This window comes from Cytobacillus sp. GQ23, assembly GCF_059758675.1.
Window position 1 is genome coordinate 77,999 of record NZ_JCAXER010000019.1, and the last position, 20,266, is coordinate 98,264.

17 protein-coding genes are annotated in these 20,266 nt (G+C 40.1%); 3 read left to right on the plus strand and 14 right to left on the minus strand.

What is annotated here, in order from left to right; translation table 11 throughout:
- Positions 1-9: 9 nt before the first annotated feature.
- The 5 genes from AC6CHU_RS16600 to AC6CHU_RS16620 all read right to left on the minus strand — a co-directional run bounded on the left by AC6CHU_RS16600 (position 10) and on the right by AC6CHU_RS16620 (position 6,712).
- Positions 10-1,218 carry a CaiB/BaiF CoA transferase family protein gene (locus AC6CHU_RS16600; RefSeq protein WP_498122384.1) on the minus strand — a complete coding sequence of 403 codons (1,209 nt, stop codon included), beginning with the start codon at positions 1,216-1,218 and terminating at the stop codon, positions 10-12.
- Positions 1,219-1,294: 76 nt separating this feature from the next.
- Complete coding sequence (locus AC6CHU_RS16605; protein WP_498122386.1) at positions 1,295-3,232, minus strand: TRAP transporter permease; 1,938 nt, start codon at positions 3,230-3,232, stop codon at positions 1,295-1,297.
- A gap of 15 nt (positions 3,233-3,247) precedes the next feature.
- Positions 3,248-4,225, minus strand: coding sequence for a TAXI family TRAP transporter solute-binding subunit (locus tag AC6CHU_RS16610; RefSeq protein WP_498122388.1), 978 nt, complete (start codon positions 4,223-4,225; stop codon positions 3,248-3,250).
- 20 nt (positions 4,226-4,245) lie between these two features.
- The gene (locus tag AC6CHU_RS16615) at positions 4,246-5,913 is read right to left on the minus strand and encodes an L-aspartate oxidase (RefSeq protein WP_498122390.1); all 1,668 of its coding nucleotides are present in this window, start codon (positions 5,911-5,913) and stop codon (positions 4,246-4,248) included.
- 25 nt (positions 5,914-5,938) lie between these two features.
- The gene (locus AC6CHU_RS16620) at positions 5,939-6,712 is read right to left on the minus strand and encodes an IclR family transcriptional regulator (protein WP_159864578.1); all 774 of its coding nucleotides are present in this window, start codon (positions 6,710-6,712) and stop codon (positions 5,939-5,941) included.
- A gap of 352 nt (positions 6,713-7,064) precedes the next feature.
- Between AC6CHU_RS16620 and AC6CHU_RS16625 the strand changes: the two genes are divergently transcribed.
- The 3 genes from AC6CHU_RS16625 to AC6CHU_RS16635 are packed head-to-tail and all read left to right on the plus strand — an operon-like array spanning position 7,065 to position 10,012.
- Positions 7,065-8,312 carry a 3-isopropylmalate dehydratase large subunit gene (locus AC6CHU_RS16625; RefSeq protein WP_498122392.1) on the plus strand — a complete coding sequence of 416 codons (1,248 nt, stop codon included), beginning with the start codon at positions 7,065-7,067 and terminating at the stop codon, positions 8,310-8,312.
- Positions 8,309-8,806 (plus strand): 3-isopropylmalate dehydratase small subunit, encoded by a 498-nt coding sequence (locus tag AC6CHU_RS16630; RefSeq protein ID WP_498122394.1) that lies wholly within the window; start codon positions 8,309-8,311, stop codon positions 8,804-8,806. The genes AC6CHU_RS16625 and AC6CHU_RS16630 overlap by 4 nt, the downstream gene beginning before the upstream one ends.
- Positions 8,807-8,833: 27 nt before the next feature.
- Entirely contained in the window at positions 8,834-10,012 is a 1,179-nt protein-coding gene (locus tag AC6CHU_RS16635) for an MFS transporter (RefSeq protein WP_498122396.1), read from the plus strand.
- A 71-nt stretch (positions 10,013-10,083) separates the two neighbouring features.
- On the opposite strand, the gene AC6CHU_RS16640 is transcribed toward AC6CHU_RS16635, so the two are convergent.
- The 9 genes from AC6CHU_RS16640 to AC6CHU_RS16680 all read right to left on the minus strand — a co-directional run bounded on the left by AC6CHU_RS16640 (position 10,084) and on the right by AC6CHU_RS16680 (position 20,262).
- On the minus strand, positions 10,084-11,433 hold the full coding sequence (locus tag AC6CHU_RS16640) for a purine-cytosine permease family protein (protein ID WP_498122398.1): 1,350 nt from the start codon (positions 11,431-11,433) through the stop codon (positions 10,084-10,086).
- Positions 11,434-11,529: 96 nt separating this feature from the next.
- Positions 11,530-11,859: a cupin domain-containing protein gene (locus AC6CHU_RS16645; RefSeq protein ID WP_498122399.1), complete on the minus strand. Its 330-nt coding sequence runs from the start codon at positions 11,857-11,859 to the stop codon at positions 11,530-11,532.
- A gap of 1 nt (position 11,860) precedes the next feature.
- Positions 11,861-13,609, minus strand: coding sequence for a hydantoinase B/oxoprolinase family protein (locus AC6CHU_RS16650; protein ID WP_498122401.1), 1,749 nt, complete (start codon positions 13,607-13,609; stop codon positions 11,861-11,863).
- Positions 13,610-15,655, minus strand: a complete 2,046-nt coding sequence (locus tag AC6CHU_RS16655) for a hydantoinase/oxoprolinase family protein (protein ID WP_498122403.1) — start codon at positions 15,653-15,655, stop codon at positions 13,610-13,612.
- A gap of 45 nt (positions 15,656-15,700) precedes the next feature.
- The gene (locus tag AC6CHU_RS16660) at positions 15,701-16,246 is read right to left on the minus strand and encodes a helix-turn-helix domain-containing protein (protein WP_498122405.1); all 546 of its coding nucleotides are present in this window, start codon (positions 16,244-16,246) and stop codon (positions 15,701-15,703) included.
- Positions 16,247-16,571: 325 nt separating this feature from the next.
- Entirely contained in the window at positions 16,572-17,537 is a 966-nt protein-coding gene (locus AC6CHU_RS16665) for an ABC transporter ATP-binding protein (protein ID WP_498122407.1), read from the minus strand.
- A gap of 13 nt (positions 17,538-17,550) precedes the next feature.
- Positions 17,551-18,534 carry an ABC transporter ATP-binding protein gene (locus tag AC6CHU_RS16670; RefSeq protein WP_498122409.1) on the minus strand — a complete coding sequence of 328 codons (984 nt, stop codon included), beginning with the start codon at positions 18,532-18,534 and terminating at the stop codon, positions 17,551-17,553.
- Positions 18,535-18,547: 13 nt separating this feature from the next.
- Complete coding sequence (locus AC6CHU_RS16675; protein WP_498122410.1) at positions 18,548-19,366, minus strand: creatininase family protein; 819 nt, start codon at positions 19,364-19,366, stop codon at positions 18,548-18,550.
- Positions 19,367-19,386: 20 nt separating this feature from the next.
- Positions 19,387-20,262: an ABC transporter permease gene (locus AC6CHU_RS16680; protein ID WP_498122412.1), complete on the minus strand. Its 876-nt coding sequence runs from the start codon at positions 20,260-20,262 to the stop codon at positions 19,387-19,389.
- Positions 20,263-20,266 lie beyond the last annotated feature (4 nt).

Sequence of the window (20,266 nt, forward strand, 5' to 3'; positions counted from 1 at the left end):
TCTCTTTTATTAAATAACCTTCTTTTCTTTAAGTTCTCGAACTCTGTTTTCATCCAATTCTAAAATGCCCTTGAGAATTTCCTCTGTATGTTCCCCTAAATCAGGTGCAATCCGATAGACTGATCCAGGAGTCTCAGAAAACTTAGGAACAATACCTGGCATTTTGATTTTCCCTAAACGAGGATGGGCAACTTCGATAATATTTTCGCGTTCCTTTATATGCTCATCATTAAAAATATCCTCAATAGATTGGATTGGGCTTACTGGAACTCCATGCTCATCGAGCAGTACCTGCAGTTCTTTTCGGGTCATGGTCTTTACCCAATCGGCAACAATTCCATTCGTTTCTTCAAATCGTTTAAGGCGCTCTGAATTTGTATAATATCTCTCATCTTCGAGCATATCCTCCCGTCCCATTGCTTTAGCGAGACGATTAAATGTACGGTCCGAACTTGTTACGAGCACGAGCCAGTGGCCATCCTTAGTTTGAAAGGTTCCGGCAGGACTTGAATGTCCGCTTAATCCAGGTGATCTTTCTTTTATAACTCCATTTTGATCATAATCAGCGACAAGGAATTCCATCATTCTAAACATCGCTTCATAAAGTCCTATATCTGCATATTGCCCCGTACCGCTTTCTTGACTGTCACGGTAATACAACGCTGTAGTTGTAGCAAAAGCTACGTAAATGCCTGTAATATAGTCTAATAATGAAAATGAGGGACTGATTGGAGGGCGATCAGGATACCCATGAAGATACGTAAATCCGCTATAAGCGGTTGCTGGTGTGCCAAACCCTGCTTTACTTGAGTTTGGACCAGTCTGTCCAAATCCTGTTACTCGAATCATGACTAATTCAGGATTTACTTTTTTAAGCTGCTCATATCCTAAATTCCATTTTTCAAGGGTTTTTGGCCTGAAGTTTTCAATAATAACATCTGATTTCATTGCCAATTCTTTTAAGATTTGCTGACCCTCTTCTGTATGCAAATCTAAAGTAATGGATTTTTTATTTCTTGCAAGACCAGGCCAGCGAAGTGGTTCATCCCCATGGAATGGGCCCATTTGGCGAAGAGAATCTCCCTTGCCGGGCATTTCCACTTTTATTACTTCTGCACCAAAATCCCCTAGCAAAGTTGCCCCAAAAGGAGCTGCAATCATAGTTGAGAGATCTAATATTCTGATGCCCGCTAACGGACCATTTGAGTTTATACTCATAGAAAAACTCCTTTAAGAATGTAATTTATAGGGAGACTAATGGAGTTTGTTGACTCTATTAGTCTCACCATCCCGTTTAAACAACTAATTCCTGATCCATTTCTGCCCTTTTTTTGCTTTTTATAAGCCTAAATTGATTGGCCGCAACCAGTGCAAATAATGAGATCCCGATAATATCTGTTACTAAACCACTTTTAATAAGGCATAATGCTGAAACTGCCATAATGACTTGCTCTAGAATCGTCATTCGGAGCAGCAAATATTTTTCCATTACAGATCCCACACATAAAACTCCGATCAAGGCTGTTATTAATGAAGGCAAGAGCTCCAATAGGGTTGAATCTGGTGACCATAACAAGCTGGGAGAATAAATAAACATGTAAGGAATAATAAACCCGACGATCGCAAGCTTTAAAGCTGAGAATCCTGTCTTATTCGGGTCACTGCCTGCTATTCCTGCAGCAGCAAACGCTCCTATTGCGACAGGCGGCGTGACTGTAGAAAGAATTCCATAATAGAAGACAAACATATGGGCATAAATTGGCTCAATTCCCAAAGAAACTATGGCCGGAGCCGCAATGGCACTAGTCAAAATATAATTAGCTGTTGTAGGAAGCTCCATCCCAATTAATATGGCAAGGATCATCGTAAGGATTAAAGTGGTAACTAAATATCCGCCGCTCATTTTTAAGACGGCTGCTCCCATTGCCAAAATAGCACCGGAGAGGGATGATACACCGATAACAATCCCTATAACTGCACAAGCTGCGGCTACCGGAATCGCATTCAACGCACCCGATTGTAAAGCTTCTATTAATTTCTTTAGATTAATTCGGGTGCTTTTCCTGAATGAACTAAACACTATGGCCAACACAATTCCCCATACCCCGGCATACAAAGCGTCATATCCTTCAATTAAGAGATACACCAGCCCAACGATCGGGAAAAATAAATGCCCCTGCTCTTTCATGACACCCTTTAATCTTGGAAGCTCACTTTTTTCCAGCCCTTTTAAGCCAATCTTAGAAGATCTTAAATGAAGAATGACTAAGATACCTGAAAAATAAAGGATCGCTGGGATTAGCGCGTACCCAAGAATATGAACAAACGGTATTCCCAGGCTATCAGCCATTATAAAAGCGGCCGCGCCCATAACTGGCGGCATGATTTGTCCGCCTGCTGATGCTGCTGCTTCCACTCCGCCTGCAAAATGAGGTTTAAACCCGATCTTTTTCATCAAAGGAATCGTAAAAGTACCAGTGGTCACGACATTTGCAGAGGTGCTGCCGCTAATTGTTCCCATAAACGCACTTGAGATGACAGATACCTTAGCAGGGCCCCCTTTTGTGTGTCCTGCAATCGCCATGGAGACATCATTGAATAACTTTGACATTCCTGTTACTGATAGAAACGCGCCGAATAAGATAAAAAGGAAAATATACGTGGCAGAAACACCTAAAATCTGCCCATAAATGCCTTCACTTGTTAAGTAGAGATGCTGAACAATACGATCCAGTGAAAACCCGCTATGCCTTAGTGGCCCAGGAATCATAGGTCCCATAAAGATGTAGGCGATAAATATAAACGCAATAATAGGCAGTGCCTTCCCAATTGCCCTTCTGGCAGCTTCAATGACCATCAGGATATTGACTATCCCTATATAAGTATCAAGGGGGTTATGAAGCCCTCCTGTACTAATGTATTGAGGGTATCTCCAAACGAGATAAAGAGTACTGCCTGTGGCCAATAAGAGTAAAACCATATCAAAGAAAGTGATTCTGTGTTTAGGAGAGTTCTTGGTTGCAGGGAATAAAAGGAAGACTAAGGATAGAATAAAGCTTAAGTGAATACTGCGCTGGATTAATGGAGCGAACGTGCCAAATGCTGCTGTATAAAGCTGAAAAAGAGATAACAATATGGTCAATATAGTGATGGAGACTTTCCACTTTCCAGTGAATTTCCTTCTCTTGCCAGTTAACGTTTGAACTGTCTTTTCCGTATTTCCTTTTTGCATTTACTGCACCTCCGATCACTTAATCGCGCCAACTTCCTTCAAATACTTCTCAGCTCCTGGATGCAGATCCACTACCATTCCGTTTGCAGCCGTTTCTGTATTCATCTGCTTAAAATATTGGTGGGCACTAATTAAGTCTTCTTTATTTTCATATAATTGTTTCATTACACTATAAACGACCTCTTCATCTACTTCATCATGTGCGACAAGAACAGATGCACCTGCAACGGTTGGAATCTCTTCCTCTTGATTTTCATACGTACCTGCAGGAATTGCAGCTGGTCCAAAGTCAGGGTATGCTTCAACCATCTTGTCAATAGCTTCCTGGCTCATAGGCAATAATTTAACATCACCTGTACGAAGCAGTTCCGATACTTGAGCACTTCCTACCCCAGTTCCATAAATGTGAACGTCAACCTGGCCAGTTTGTAAACCATCAGTAGCCTCCTGTCTAGTGCCATGGACGGCTTTATAATCATCTGGCGTAATACCATATTGTTCTAACAGCTGATTCGTATTAATCTCAATGCCGCTTGCAGCAGGTCCTACCGCTACCTTTTTACCTTTAATATCTTCAATGCTATCAATGCCGGCATCCTTTCTCACTAAAATATGAAACTCATTAAAATAGATGGAGGTAAGGCCTCTCATATTTTCTATTTTCCGCCCCTCAAAAGCTCCCGTACCTGTAGTGGCTTCTCTTAAAGTCCCAGACTGGACTAAGGCTAATTCTACTTCTTTCGTTCCTAGGAAATTTGCATTTTCAGCGGAACCACCTGTTGCTTGTGCGCTTCCAACAAACCCATCAACATGATCAGAAATAATGGTTGAAATAGCACTTCCTAGAGGAAAGAAATTTCCTCCCATACTAGCAGTGCCAATTCTTAAAAACTTTTCTCCAGATCCATTCGCTTCAGAAGAAGATGAACAGGCAGATAGGAAAAGTGACATGACTACTACAAGGACAAGACCAATAAGTGAGCTTTTTTTCATTAATTATGTACCTCCTAATGTTAATTATTTATTAATAATCCATCCAAAGGACGGTAATTGATTACATCTCCATCTGATGATTTCGAATATTCAAAATTCCCAAGGAAGACTTCCCTCTCATTTGGATAATCTCTTCTCCAATGAGATCCTCTGCTTTCCTTTCTCTCGAGTGCCCCTTTGATGGTCAGCTTACCCACTGTAACCATATTGGATAATTCCTGATAGGAAACAACTTCCTTGAAGTTTCGAACAGCGATATTATCCAGGCTGGATTCTACTTTACAAAGCGATTTAAGTCCTGATCGAAGTGCCGATTCTTCCCTAACTACCGACGCACATCTCCACATGATGGTTCTCACTAATTCTTTCATTTCAGATAGGGGCACGTCGCCATGAGGATGAAGCTTTAATTCTTCCAATTTGCTGGTCAGATCCTGCGGGTTTATTTTTTCATGCTGGGTAACTGCTGCATATTCAGCTGCCGATTTACCAGCAATTCTCCCAAAAACAACAGTGTCAGCAATAGAGCTTCCGGAAAGTCTATTAGCACCATGTGTGCCTGTTGCAGCCTCTCCAGCTGCATAGAGGCCTGGTATACTGCTCTCGCAACTAGTATTAATTTTTACCCCGCCTAAAAAGTAATGAGTGGTCGGCGAAACGATCACCATATCTTTTTTAGGGTCTACACCTTTTTTCTTAAGCTGATTACAGAAATGAGTATACTTTGAATCCAGTACTTCTTCCGGAATGCCAGTGCAATCAAAATACACTCCCCCTTCGATTCCATAGCCCCTCTCTACTTCCTGAAATATAGCCTGGGCCATTTTATCCCTCGTCGCCGCCTTATCACCGCCTTCTACATACTTGTGAATAAATAATTCCTTATCTTTATTTCTTAATACTGCACCATCACCAAAAAGCGGGTTGGATGCAGGCATCTTCATAGGCTTAATCATCTGGGTAGGGTAAAATTGGACAAATTCCATATCCTTTAAGACAGCACCGGCTTCATAGGCAAGGGCATAGGAATCTCCGGTAATCCCAACCGTATTATTATTATGAGCGAACATGCCTCCTGCTCCTCCATTTGCTAAGATAATAGCTTTACAGGAGATCTCTATGAATTCGCTTTCATTTACATCAATGGCAATTGCTCCAGCAATCCTGCCATTTGCTGTAAGTAAATGAGTTACAGCTGTTTGTTCCAAAACTCTTATGCGCCTCTTGTTCACACTTTCGGATAAAGGTTTCATAAACGATAAGCCTCTAGCTAAATAGGAGTATCCATCCCATATTGTTGGGACAGAACGGGGATGAGAATGTCCTGGCGGCTGTCTTTTTACATACTGGCTATTTGTTTTAAAAAATTCCATGCCGCAGCTCTCCAGCCATTTTATCGTTCCCCCAGATAGAGAGGCCAATGTTCTCGTTAATTCCTTTTGATTTATGCCTTTTCCAGAGCGAATTAAATCATTAAAATAAGTTTCTTCAGAATCAGGGTTGCCCTCTTCTGGGACAACAACGGAAAAAGCGGATCCCGAAACGATTGTATTTCCGCTTCTTCCAGCCTTTTGTTTGCAAATAATCGTAATATCTGAACAGTGATTCGCTGCTTCAAGTGCAGCAATCAGCCCTGTTGAGCCTCCGCCTATAATGAGAACATCTGTAACTAGCTTCTTTCGTTCCATTCTCTCCCCCCTATGAATGTGGATATTAAAGCAGCTTATTCTTTAATTTGCCTTTCATAAATCCCATTTCTCTTGAAATCTTTTCACTTGCATCCAGAATGTCATGAATAAACTGTTCAACCTTTATTTCTGTAAATCTTACTAGAGGACCAGAGATCGTAATGCCTGCAATAACTTCTCCCGTGTAGTCCCTAATGGGTGCAGATATAGAGGCAGTTCCTTCCAGCCGCTCACTGAAGCTTGCGGCATAACCTTTTTCTCTAATATCAAAAAGCTCCAGTTTTAGATTATTTAAAGCAGATTCTTCCATTAATTCTTTTTGCTCTTTTAGTACATGTGTGATTATTTCGGGATCTGAAAAAGCCAATAATAGTTTACCTGATGCCCCTGCATGTAATGGAAGCAGTTTACCTACTTCAGATACTTTTCTAAGTGCCTGATTTCCATCAATCCGGTCAACACAGACCCGGTTCGTTCCATGAACAATATTAATATTGACCGTTTCCTGTGTTTTTTCAGAAAGTCCCTTCATTATTGGCTTCGCAACATCAACCAGCTCCAAAGAACTTTGTACGACATTGCCAAGTGATAATATTCGAATCCCAAGCCTGTATTCATGCGTATACGGGTTTTTTTCCACCATCCCTTTTGCCTCTAAGGAAGCCAATAACCTGAAAACAGTTGATTTGGTTAAGCCCGTTTTTTGGCTTAACTCAGGAACGGTTAAAGCGGGATTCTCCATTGTAAAGCTGGTAAGGATATCAATGGCTCTTTCTACAGAACGGACTGTTTCACTCATTTTCTATTTCTCCTCTATTGTTCAAAATGGAAAGGTGTATAGGATTTCAATCCATTGTACGAAATTGAAAATAAAAATTGTATATATTCAAACCGCTATACGGATTACAAATCCAAATTTATTTGATTTCATCGTAAAGGAGTTCAAGAAGACTGTCAATAAAAAATTCTGAAAAATCTAATATATATCTGCACAAACCTTGATATATCAATATTTGTAGAATGTATATTTTTCTAAATAATTTAAATAATCAAATATTATGTGTTGACTAACCGTTTTTCTATCCCGTAGAATGAACTTGCATTCCATTATACGGTTTGATTTGTTTTTATATTACAAAGGAGGGTTTATAATGGGTCAAACACTAATCGAGAAAATTGTTTCAGCACATGCTGATCAGCCCGTTTTCCAAAATGATATTGCGATCGTTGATGTCGATGCTGTAATGGCCTCAGACACCACAGCTCCCTTAACCATTAGGGGTTTTCGCGAAATGGGAGGATCGAAAGTCTGGGATTCCTCAAAAGTGGTTTTCGTCATTGATCATGCAGCACCGGCTCCAAATGAGCGGATTGCCAATCTACATAGTTTTATGCGTGATTTTGCGAAAGAACAAGGAATTACCCTATATGATGCCGGCAGCGGGATCTGTCACCAGCTAATGGTAGAGAACGGCCACGTAAAGCCCGGACAATTGGTGCTTGGAGCAGATTCTCACACATGCACCTATGGAGCTCTAGGGGCTTTTGCTACAGGAGTTGGCTCTACAGATCTTGCGGCAGTTTTACTGACGGGAAAGACATGGATTAAAGTACCTGAGACGATTAAAATTGAATTATCAGGGAAACTGCAGCCTGGAGTATCCGCTAAAGATTTAATTCTATTTTTGGTAGGACAGCTAGGAATTGACGGGGCCACTTATAAAGCCATTGAATTTACAGGGGAAGCTTTAACGAATCTAAGCCTGGACAGCCGTCTTACGGTTGCTAATATGGCAATCGAAATGGGAGCAAAGGCTGGGTTTGTTGATACCGAAGGATTGAACCTTCCATATGAATACAACGATATTAAGCCGGACAATGACGCCATTTATGAAAAAATCTATTCTTTTAATCTTTCAGAACTTGAACCTCAGATTTCCATTCCACACTCACCAGATAATGTAAAATCCATCTCAGAAGTTGAAGGAATTGCCATACAGCAAGCGTTTCTCGGAAGCTGCACAAATGGCCGGTTAGAAGATTTACATGCAGCGGCAAATATTCTAAACGGAAAAACCATTCATCCAGAAGTCCGTTTTATGATAGCTGCCGCTTCAAAAGAAGTTTACTTGAAAGCGCTTCAAGATGGGACTGCAGAAATACTGACACGATCTGGAGCAACCTTCCTTCCATCGGGATGCGGCCCTTGTGTAGGCACTCATCTTGGAGTGCCAGGAAATGAAGAAGGAATTATTTCCTCCACGAATCGAAATTTCAGGGGCAGAATGGGAAATCGAAACTCCAAGGTGTACCTTAGTTCGCCAGCTACTGTGGCTGCATCTGCTCTTTATGGAAAAATAACCAACCCTCTATCCCTCATAAAGGAGGCAATCCAATGATCCTGAATGGAATAGCCCATGTGTATGGTAATGACATTGATACAGACCGAATTATCGCCGGCAAATATACAAAGACACTAAATATGCAGGAACTGGCCGATCATGTATTTGAAGATTTGGATCCTGATTTCCGAACTAAGTTTCAATCCGGTGATATGTTGGTTGCAGGAACAAACTTTGGATGCGGATCTTCCCGGGAGCAAGCACCATTGGCTTTAAAAAAAGCAGGTGTTTCAGTTGTGATTGCCAGATCATTTGCACGAATATTTTATCGCAATGCGATTAATATTGGTCTGCCAATCGTTGAAATCAAAGATCATACGATTAATGATAAGGATCATCTGCACGTTGATTTAAGAACAGGAGAAGTTCACAACCTTACAAAGTCAATAATCTATAAGGGGGCGGATATGCCTTCTGTCATGATAGATATCATTAGGGATGGGGGATTAGTAGAGTACTTAAAGAAAAGAGGAACCTATCAGTTATCCTAATAGGTTTCTAAAAAGTGGTGGAGTAAAATGAAAATTGTTTTAATCGTTTGTATATCTGGAATCTATATGTCGATGATTATGGGAACTCGGCCAACGGTTTCTCTCTTTGCGCATGATTTGGGTGCAGGCATAAATACCATTGGGCTCATCACCAGTTTATTTTCGTTGTTCCCTCTTCTATTCGCAATACTCCTAGGAAGACTCATAGACCATTTAAATTCCAAAAAGACACTGCTTGCTGGAGGTTACCTTGGCATTCTAGGCATACTCTTGCCAGGGTTGTTTCCTAATTTTTTGGGGCTGATCGTATCACAGCTCATTGCTGGCTCCGCTCAAACGATCTTCATTTTAGCTGCCCAGGATTATGTAGGAAGAATATCAACCAAAAGAAACAGAAATCAATATGTTTCTTGGTTCAGCTTTGGTGTTGCTATTGGAACCTTAATAGGCCCCTTATTGAGCGGAATCCTGTCAGACTACTTTAGCTTCTCCATTACCTTTTATGCCATGGCATTTATTGGATTTATGGGCTGCATTCTAGTCCATTTCGTTCCAAATCAAGAACCCGCCACGTTAAAAAAAGGAGAAAAAGCACCTGAGAACGGGCGCCCGTCTTTTGTGGATTTGCTGAATATTCCCGGTCTAAGACTGGCGTTGCTTTTTAGCACCTTAATCTTATTTTCAAAGGATCTATATTTAACCTTCTTTCCCCTTCTTGGTGTGCAGTTTGGCTACAGCCATTTAACGATCGGCTTTCTTCTTTCGATAAACGGAATTGCGAGTGTAATCATTCGTTTTTATCTAAATCCATTGACTAACCGATACGGTACATTTTCTGTATTTATAGGTTCTATGATTGTTACATGCGTTTCCTATGTTGCTTTGCCCTTTTTCCCTCAAATCATCATTGCAGGAATAATAGCATTCATACTGGGAATTGGACTAGGTATTGGCCAGCCGCTTTCCATTTCACTCACCATTCAAAACGCTCTAAATGGACGTGTGGCAGAAGCATTGGGGATCCGCTTGACTGTCAATCGATTAACCCAAGTTTTTACCCCTATCTTTTTAGGTGCCTTAGCAAATATCATTGGCTTAATAAATATTTTTATTGTCAGCTCAGCAGTCATCGCTTTAGGAACTGGCATAGCTCATCACAAAAGAAATAAAGCAACAGTCACAGGAACAAAGCAAAAGCCAATGTAAAATAAAAAAAAGGAAAAATCCATTTATGAGGACTTTTCCTTTTTTTATAGAATTATTGCAGTTTCTAAAGTTTATTGAGCTTTTAAATTCTCAGAAGTAATAAGTTCTGATTGGTTAGTAATCTCTGTAAAGTGATCAGGGGCAATTCTTGCTTTAACTTTCATAGCAATCATATACACAATTCCTGCAGCAACAATGGATTGAACGGCAGGCAATCCAAATGAATACACGTATTGTGTGAAGTAACCAACCAAAGTTCCTACTGCTAATGCGATGGTTGCCATCCAGTTCCATCCTTTATTGTCGATCCACTGCTGTTTTCTTATAAAGAAGAAGTCAGCCATCATGACACCAGCTATGGCTGGATAGATTAAAGCAGTCATATATAAGAAGTCCATAAAATAATCAAGGATTCCCGCCAAGGCAATGCCTATGGAAACAATCGTACCAGCTAATGTAAGAAGTGCTCTTCCCTTATTCGAGTTGACATTCAGCATGTTAGCTAAAGCCAATCCCATACTATAATTATTTACTAATTGACTCGTCCAGGTTGCTAACCATAAAATGAGAAAGCCCCAGATGGGAAAACCTAAATTCATCATCACATTGACAATATCAGCATCGCCCACTCCTATTGACATAATGGCTCCAACATAGAATAGCGGGAAACCTACTGCAATGATTCCTAATGGAATGAGTACATTGTCTTTTACTTTCGGTTTTGCATAGCGGGTATAATCGGAGGCAATAACCCATTGAGAAACATTAATACCGATGACTAAACTAACGGCAGCAAGAAAAGTCATTTGCGGTTCAGGGTTCCAGGAAGAAATCTTTTCCCAGCCGATATTTTTTAAAGCATAAAAGATACCTCCCGCAATTAATAGAAGGCCAGCAGGGACAGCTAAGTAATCAGTCCATTTCATAGATGAATAGCCAATAATGGACGGAAGTGCAAATAGCAGACCAGCTACGATTGTAACAAGAGCCCATAGGAACCACTGCGATTTATAGTCAATTCCAAACATTGCTGATATGGCATTTCCGGCAACTGCTGTCTGCAAAGCCCACCAGCCCATTGAAACGATAAAGATAGTCAATCCTACGATAAACCGTGCCTGGGTTGAACCAAAGCTGGTTCTGGCAATTACGGAAGAAGACCTGCCAGTCTTAGCTCCTATGTAGCCTGCGAGGGCATTACCGATCCATTGGAAGACAAATAGAGCTGCTGCCAGGATCCAAAATAGCTTTCCGAGTCCAAAACTGGCTGTTAACGTGGCACCTACCATTAATACCGGAATGGTAAATTCCAATCCCCCAAATATAACAGCTGGTGAGATCCAGTGCTGCCTCTCATTCATTGGCACAGATGCAAGAGCTTCATCTTTTCCACTGCTTTTCCTTAGAGATACATCTTCCATTTCTATTCAACTCCTATAATTTTATATCGGAATATTCTGTAAAATTTCTTTATAATAAAGACCTTGCAAATAGCAAGGTCTCTATGGTGAATAATGCTAGCCAACCAGCACCCAGACAATTTCACAATCCTCTGCCCTGTCATTATAGGCAATATGCTCCTGCCCAGCGGGAATATAAGTTGCTTCCCCACTTGACACCCGATAAGTTTTTCCATTGGTTTCTGTTACAATGGAACCTTTTACGATAATGGAATACTCATTCTCTCTATGATTAGAAACACCAGTCAGAGGAACTCGGCTTCCTGGTGGAATAACAACTGTACCCACTTTCAAGTCACCAGCCAGTGCTTTTTGTGAGAATACCGTTTTAAGTGGAACAGCCGCATTTGGATCGGCTTTAATACTTTCTATATTTAATACCTCCACTTTATTTCCCCCTCCGCTGACGATCTTCTGTTAAACCTTCAACTTCATATGTTTTCTCATTTACTATGACCCCATAGCTTTCATTTGCCTGTGCAGCAGTGATATAGTCATTTTTCACATCTAAGGCTACTTTCTCTGCAGGGCGTTTATATGGGTCTCCATAGCCGCCGCCTGTAGCGGTTACCAATTTAACGACATCCCCTTTATTCAAAGGATACCTAGGATAAATTCCAAAAGGACCATCGACTTCTCCATCGGCTTTTTCAATATATACCTCATTTGATGAACCATCCTGGCCATCCTTCATTCCCCAAGGAACAAACTTATTGCGTCCGAATGTTACGGAAACCATTTGGTTGTCACTTAATGCTTTATAGGAACGAATGACACCAGAACCGCCTATATATTCCCCTGCTCCGGCACCATCTGTATGAAGGCTGTACTCGTCAACCATTACACCATACCTGGTTTCTGCCACTTCCACCGGAACATTATAGGTCTCTCCATCACCAATACAGAATTGTCCTCTGGCGCCATCCTGACCTTCAGAAGCACCCCAGCCTCCAACTGATGGTTCAACAATTAAGAAAGGTTCATTTGTATCCTGATGCTGCCCTGATAAGACAACTGAACAAACAGATAATAAATGTCCCGCATTAAGCCTATGAGGAATAACCGGAGCAAGGGCTTTCCATATCAAATCTGCTCCCGCAAGCATACTCTCCCAATAGATTGACACAGGTGCAGGACGTTCGGCGGAAAGAACCGACCCCTTATCTGTAATAACTTCTAATGGGCGGAAAACTCCATCATTCGCATCCTGCGAAGGATTCGTAATCGCCAGGAAAATTGTTCGAACAGCAGAGACCAGTGCAGTATAAGAACAGTTAACAGGACCTGGAACCTGAGGGTGACTGCCTCTAAAATCTGCAACGAATTGATCATCGGTTATGGTTACTTTCACTTTAATCTTGAAAGGGCCGTTTCCAAAACCATCATCATCAATAAACCCTTCTGCGTTAAAAGTGCCTTTTGGCAATTTACTTAATTCCTGACGTGCAAGCTGTTCGCCATGATCAAGCAGATAATCTACTGAAGATAAAAATAATTTTTTCCCATGCTTTTCACATAATTCCTTGACTCGTTTTTCACCTGTTTTCAGTGCGGCAACCTGTGCCCACATGTCCCCTAAAGATAATTCAGGAAAACGCACATTGGCTTCTATAATATCGACAATCGCCTGGTTTATTTCACCTTCATTAAAAAGCTTTACACTCGGAAATTGTAAGCCCTCCTGAAAAATATCTGTAGCATCGTTACTGAAGGAACCTGGATCTTTTCCGCCTACCTCCGTCCAATGTGCTTTATTGGCCGAAAAAGCAACGATTTCTCCATCAAAGAATATTGGCATGACTAATCCAACATCCGAAAGGTGTGAACCGCCACCGCCGTATGAGTCATTAATGATAATGATATCGCCCTCTTTTAACTTACTGTCCCCAAACTTTTTGAGTGTTTGTTTGACCATGTCAGACAGCATCCCGATAAATCCGGTTACACCATTACCTTGTGTCAATAGCTGTCCCTTTGAATCGGTCAGACCGCTGGCGTAATCCAATACCTCGTAAATAATCGGGCTCATTGAGGTTTTAGCAAGGGCAATAAACATCTCATCTCCAATGGCAACCAGTGAGTCTTTCACAATCTCAAGTGTAAATGGATCTACTTTACTCCGAACAATCTGTGTCATTTATTCCACCCCTGTTTCAATGATTAAATTCCCATACTCATCTACAGTTAAGGATTGATCAGGATAGATAACTGTAGAAGCTGACGGTTCCTCTACAATGGCAGGTCCAGAAATTTTCATGCCTTTACCAAATAAGCTGCGGCAGTAAACCTTTGTTTCCACCCATCCGCCGTCCTCGAAATAGACTGGACGGGTTTCTTTGTATGCCTCTTGTGCATCGCTGCTAGTAGAAGTTAATCTTTTTAGTTCAGGCTTTAATACCTTCCCGAATGCTGTTAGATGCAGGTTGACAATCTCGGTTGGAGTCCCATCAAGCTTAAAGGTGTAATGCTGCTCGTGCAGATCTCCAAAGCGTTCAACTACTTCTGAAATGGTATCTTCAGACCATTCCCCATTCGGAACAGGAACCTTTACAGTATGTTCTTGACCCAGATAGCGGATATCCGCAAATCTTGTGAATAACACATCTTCTTCTGAAACTCCCTCTTCTTGATATTGCTTGAGTGCTTGAGTCTCAATTGAATTCCATTCTTTATTTAGCTCACTAGGATCTAATTGGTTTAATCTTCTAATGTATGTCTGGATATAATCATGCCTTAAGTCAGTCATGAGCATGCCCCATGCCGAAAATACAGAGGACGCAACTGGAACAATAACCTTCTTAACACCAAGCTCCTTAGCCAATGCCGGTGCATGCATCGATCCTCCACCGCCAAATGCCACTAGCGAGAATTCACGAGGGTTATGACCCTTTCGAACCGAAATAAGCTTCAAGGCATTTAGCATATTGGAGTTTGCAATTCGAATAATACCTAATGCAGCCTCTTCAACAGACATGCCAAAATGATCGGCAACTTTCTCTTTAATGGCAGCCTTCACTTTCTCTAAATCTACTTCATAATCAAAGTTTTCTGGAGAAAGTCTTCCCGTAATCAGGTTCGCATCAGTGGTTGTTGGCTCCGTGCCACCTTGACCATAGGCCACCGGTCCAGGCAAAGCTCCTGCAGATTGAGGACCAACCTTTAAAGAGCCCGCACCATCTATCCATGCGATCGAACCGCCGCCATTTCCAATCTCAACGATATCTACAACCGGCACCTTGATTGGATAGCCCGCACTGCGCTCATTTTTTTCAATGAAATAATCAGTAGAAACCTTTACCTCTCCCTGATTAATTAGGGAGCATTTTGCTGTAGTTCCGCCGATATCAAAAGCTATAATATTTTTTTCATCCAGGATTTCACCAAGTACAGCAGCCCCGTATATCCCCGCAACCGGCCCTGATTCTACCATATTAATAGGCGTTTGCTTTGCACTATTAAAGGTCGTTGTACCACCATTTGACTGCATAATGTAATTTTGGCTATCAGTCTCGTTTTCTATTAATTTATTATGTAATTGGTTCACATAGGACGCAGCAATCGGCTTTACATAGGAATTAAGAACCGTCGTACTAGTTCGTTCATATTCCCGCCATTCTTTTGTTACCTCATGTGATGCCGTAACAGCGACTTCTGGCCACAGCTCTTTTACCAAATTTACTGTCTCAATCTCATGAAATGGATTTACATAGGAATGCAGATAGGCAACAGCTATCGCTTCTACTTCTTGTTCCTTGAAATAGTGAATAATCTCTTTTAATCGTTCCTTATTTAACGAAGACAGCACTTCTCCCTTATAGTTTAAGCGCTCTTCTACTTCCTGACGTAAATACCGCTCAACAAATGGAACCGGCTTTTGATACCTGACGTTAAATAAATCCGGACGATTTCCACGTGCAATTTCCAGTACATCCCTGAAGCCTTTAGTTGTAATGAGACCTGTCTTTACACCTTTTCGTTCAGTAAGGGCATTAATGATAACAGTGGTGCCATGAATAAAAGTCTGGATAGCTGTTTGATCTATCCCGCTTTTCTCAATAACATCGATAACCCCCTTTTCAAAATTAGGAGGTGTGGTATGGCTTTTGGCAACCCCAATCTCACCTTCTTCATTGACATAAACCAGGTCAGTAAAAGTTCCGCCAATATCAGTAGCTACACGCATGATACTCCACCTTTCTGTATTTATAGATTTATTTATAAAGGCCAATTAAAAAATAACTGGCGTTAAAACACAAAGTAATTTTGATTCTTCACTTATCGGATTTTCAACTGTATGCGGGTAGGTAGATGGGAAATGAATAGAATCACCTTCCCGGATAACGTATTCCTTACCATCTACGTGAAAAATAACAAGGCCCTTTAATACGTAATAATATTCCTCGCCAGCGTGGCCAAATTGCTGTGTCTGTTTTTGGTTGGGTGCTAATGTAACCAAAAGCGGTTCCAGGCTTCTGCCTGGAAAATCACCATTCACTCGGACATAAGTAAATTCCGACCCCTTGATATTAAATGGCTTATGCTCGCTGGACTTCACCATAAAATTCTGATTCGGTTTCTCATCTTCGAAAAACTCAGAAATTTTAACATTCAGTGCATCTGCTATTTTTTTCAATGAAGTAATAGCCAGGGAAGTTGTTCCTCTCTCGACTTGAGAAAGAAAGCTGATGGATAAATCAGTACGTTCACTTAATTCTTTTAAGGTATAGCCATTCTGAAGCCTTAAATCTTTAATTTTCTTATAAATTTCTTCCATAATGAACTCCTTTGAAGCAGTACTGAAAAATTATAGTATGGGTGTAAAATAATTTAAGTATTACTGTAATTAAGAGTATAATAGCATATTAATTTTTGAATTGAAAGAAAATTTTTAATAAACAAGAAATGATTATTTTTTGCTTTTATTTTCATTCTTTGGAATGCCCGATGGTCAGCTAGATTTAACCTACTCCATTTGTGATAAGGGAATTTCCATAAACAGGAATGTTTCTTTATTTCCTTCTCCACTCTAAAAGTATAAATATAAAAAAGCCTGCTTCCTGAAGATAATATTTTCAGGAAACAAGCTTTTTTTATTCACTTTATATTAAATGACATGCTACTCTATGATGTTCTTTCTTTATTTCAAGAGCGGGTACTTCTTTTCTGCAAATTTCTTGCGCGCTAGGACAGCGTGTGTGAAACTTACAACCAACCGGTGGATCACTTGGACTTGGTATTTCTCCCCTTAAAACGATTCTTTCTTTTTCCTCATCAGGGTGTTCTTTTGGTACAGAAGAAATTAAAACTTTCGTATATGGATGCAGGGGGTTATCAAAGAGTTCATCCTTTGACGCTGTCTCTACAATGTTCCCTAGATACATAACACCTATTCGATCACTTATATGCTTAACAACACCTAAGTCATGAGCAATAAAAAGATAGGAAATGCCTAAATCTTTTTGAATATCTTTTAATAAGTTAATAATTTGCGATTGAATCGAAACATCAAGTGCGGAAACAGGCTCATCGCAGACGATTAATTTAGGATTTAAAGATAGGGCTCTAGCAATGCCTATACGCTGCCGCTGACCGCCACTAAATTGATGTGGGTATCTATTTGCCTGGTTAGCGTTGAGGCCCACACGCTCTAAAAGTTCTTCAACCATTTTCCTCTTTTTATCTCTACTAAGGGACTTAAAGTGAATATCTAAAGGTTCCATTAATATGTCGATGACTTTTTGTCTGGGATTAAAGGAAGAGAATGGGTCTTGAAAAATCATTTGTATATCTCTTGTATATTGCATATGTTCTTTTTTACTTATTTGCGTAATGTCTCTTCCGTTAAAATAAATATTGCCTGACGATGGGTTTAGCAATTTTACTATCAATTTACCCAATGTACTTTTACCGCACCCGCTCTCACCTACTAATCCAAACGTTTCTCCTTTTTCAATATTGAATTCAACACCGTCCACTGCCTTTAAAACTTTATTGTTTTTTTCAAATAATCCTCTGCTTATATGAAAGTTCTTTTCCACTCCTGATAATTTCAGTAATGGTTCCAAAGCCTACTTCACCTCATTCCTTCTTCAGCACCTTTTCTATATGCCAGCACCTTACTTTGTGTTTTTCTTCCACTTTTTCCAAAGGCGGTTCTTGAATTCTGCATTTTTCTATGGCAATTGGACAGCGAGGATAAAATCTACATCCATTAGGCATCTCTTCTGGAGAAGGTACATTCCCAGGAATAGAATGGAGTATATCATTCGAAGAATTGATTTTAGGTACTGATTTAAGAAGTCCCTGAGTATAAGGGTGTGCTGCATGATCAAATAGATCCCTTATATTTGCTTCTTCAACTATTTGTCCTGCGTACATAACAATTACTCTATTACAGGTCTCAGCAACAACGCCAATATCATGAGTAATCATCATAATTGAAGTATTAAATTGAACTTTTAACTCATTCATTAAATCTAAGATCTGCGCTTGTACTGTGACATCCAAAGCTGTAGTGGGTTCATCAGCTATTAATAGTCTAGGATTGCAGGCCAATGCCATTGCAATCACCACTCTTTGTCTCATCCCGCCTGAAAGTTCATATGGGTACTGATAATATCTTTGCTCTGGACTGGGAATACCTACCGACTTTAACAATTCAATAGACTTATTTTTAATTTCTTTTTTACTTAAATTTGTGTGTAATTTGAGAACCTCTTCTATTTGGAATCCTACTTTAAAAGCAGGATCAAGAGTACTCATAGGGTCTTGAAAGATCATGGCAATTTCTTTTCCACGTATTTTCCTTAAAGCCTTTTGTTTCTTTTCTAATAAGTTTTCTTCATTAAAAATAATTTTCCCAGAAGAAACCTTACCAGATGGGGAAGGAACTAGCCCCATAATTGCCAGTGAAGTAACACTTTTGCCACAGCCGCTTTCTCCTACAATACCAACGGTTTCCCCCTGCTTGATATGGAAACTAAGATCTTTAACCACTTTATTTGAGTTTGATTGATTTTTGAATTCGACTGTAAGATTTTCAACTGTAAGTAAATCGCTCATCGAAATTACCCCTTTATAAGTGGTGATTCACCCTTGGGTTTATTTCCCTTCCCCTGAAAATATCTAAAAACTCTACTAATCCTTCTACTGCAGCGGTCATGATCCGTTCGCCCTTTGCCTTCGTGGACATTGTAGGATCACCTAGAGTTCCAGTTTCTGAGATCGTGCTCCAGTATGGCATGATTGCAACCATTCTTCCTTCACCATTGCCAACAAGATCAAGCCAAAAATATTTAGATGTTTTAAATTTGTCTAAATCTCTAACGGCTTTATCCATTTGTACTAATTCTTCCTTAATTGCCAGATACATGGAGGTTTCATATTCGCCAGCGTGATTAATACCTCCAGGATTCTCAGAATCTCTTATTTCTTCCATCAAATCGACAACTGGCTGTAAATCCCAATGTGATAAAGAAGCACACATGACCTCTGGATATGCAAGCATTACCTGTCTTGCAGCAACTTGAAGCAAAGAAACATTGCTTCCGTGGCCATTAAATAACAGAATTCTTTTATACCCTTGGTGAGCCAAACTTTTCCCAATATCTACAATGTAATGAATAAATGTATCACTGCTAATCGAAATGACTCCAGGAAAATCCATCTGATGTGGAGCATATGCATGATTAACAGGCGGAACAACAACTACTTTTTCGGGTATCTTTGTACCTGCTCTAACGCATATTTCATTAGCTAGTACAACATCAGTCTCTACTGGTAAGTGATGTCCGTGTTCCTCGATCATACCGATGGGAACAATAGCTATTCTCTCTTCCTTAATTGTTTCTTTTATTTCCGGCCAAGTCATTTCACCAAATAAAAATTTACGCATTCTTATCTCTCCTTCTACATTTAATCTAAATTAGGATCCAAGTAATCTCTTAATCCATCACCTAATAAATTTAAGCCAAGAACGGTTATCCCTATTGCTATTCCAGGAAAAATGGTAATCCACGGAGAATCAATCATATACTGTCTTCCATCGTATAGAATATTACCCCAGCTTGGTTCAGGCTGAGGAACACCAAGTCCCAAAAAGCTCAAAGACGCCTCCGCTAAAATGGCATAAGCAAAGTATGTGGTCATCTGAATTAGTAGCGGTGAAACGCAATTGGGAAGGATATGTTTAAATAAAATCCTGATATTGGAACCACCCATAACTTTAATTGAATCGATATATTCTTTTTCTTTAATAGATAAAACACAACCTCTTATAAGCCTTGCAAACATAGGTGTATATACAATGGCTAATGCCAAAATAATATTCTTGATGCTGCTTCCAAGCGCCGCCATGAGAGCAATTGCAAATAATAATGGAGGAAAGGACATTAAACCATCAACCAGCCTCATTAAAAGCCCATCTATAACTCCTCCAAAAAATCCAGAAATAAGGCCCATCACTACACCAATTGATGCTGATATTAGGATAGTAAAAAAAGAGATTTGGATAGAGACCTTCGCTCCGTATATGACTCTGCTAAGAATATCTCTACCGTAGTCATCAGTTCCAAATAAGTGAGCCATACTAGGTGCCGCATTAAGATTGGAATAGTTCACATCATTCACTGGTTCATATGGTGCAATCAGAGGGGCAAATATTGCTACTAGTAATATTGTGGTGATTATGAATAAACCCGCAATCCCTTGCTTCCTTTTTGAAAAGTTTCTAAAATGCACAAAGAATGAACTCGAAAAAATTTTCGGCTTTTTTATGACATTAATACTCAAGTTT

Excerpts from the sequence above, each read along its gene's own strand:
- AC6CHU_RS16610 (WP_498122388.1), bottom strand. The coding sequence starts at position 4,225 with ATGAAAAAAAGCTCACTTATTGGTCTTGTCCTTGTAGTAGTCATGTCA.
- AC6CHU_RS16660 (WP_498122405.1), bottom strand. The coding sequence starts at position 16,246 with ATGGAAGAAATTTATAAGAAAATTAAAGATTTAAGGCTTCAGAATGGC.
- AC6CHU_RS16625 (WP_498122392.1), top strand. The coding sequence starts at position 7,065 with ATGGGTCAAACACTAATCGAGAAAATTGTTTCAGCACATGCTGATCAG.
- AC6CHU_RS16615 (WP_498122390.1), bottom strand. The coding sequence starts at position 5,913 with ATGGAACGAAAGAAGCTAGTTACAGATGTTCTCATTATAGGCGGAGGC.
- AC6CHU_RS16675 (WP_498122410.1), bottom strand. The coding sequence starts at position 19,366 with ATGCGTAAATTTTTATTTGGTGAAATGACTTGGCCGGAAATAAAAGAA.
- AC6CHU_RS16655 (WP_498122403.1), bottom strand. The coding sequence starts at position 15,655 with ATGCGTGTAGCTACTGATATTGGCGGAACTTTTACTGACCTGGTTTAT.
- AC6CHU_RS16650 (WP_498122401.1), bottom strand. The coding sequence starts at position 13,609 with ATGACACAGATTGTTCGGAGTAAAGTAGATCCATTTACACTTGAGATT.
- AC6CHU_RS16630 (WP_498122394.1), top strand. The coding sequence starts at position 8,309 with ATGATCCTGAATGGAATAGCCCATGTGTATGGTAATGACATTGATACA.
- AC6CHU_RS16600 (WP_498122384.1), bottom strand. The coding sequence starts at position 1,218 with ATGAGTATAAACTCAAATGGTCCGTTAGCGGGCATCAGAATATTAGAT.
- AC6CHU_RS16620 (WP_159864578.1), bottom strand. The coding sequence starts at position 6,712 with ATGAGTGAAACAGTCCGTTCTGTAGAAAGAGCCATTGATATCCTTACC.
- AC6CHU_RS16605 (WP_498122386.1), bottom strand. The coding sequence starts at position 3,232 with ATGCAAAAAGGAAATACGGAAAAGACAGTTCAAACGTTAACTGGCAAG.
- AC6CHU_RS16670 (WP_498122409.1), bottom strand. The coding sequence starts at position 18,534 with ATGAGCGATTTACTTACAGTTGAAAATCTTACAGTCGAATTCAAAAAT.
- AC6CHU_RS16635 (WP_498122396.1), top strand. The coding sequence starts at position 8,834 with ATGAAAATTGTTTTAATCGTTTGTATATCTGGAATCTATATGTCGATG.
- AC6CHU_RS16640 (WP_498122398.1), bottom strand. The coding sequence starts at position 11,433 with ATGGAAGATGTATCTCTAAGGAAAAGCAGTGGAAAAGATGAAGCTCTT.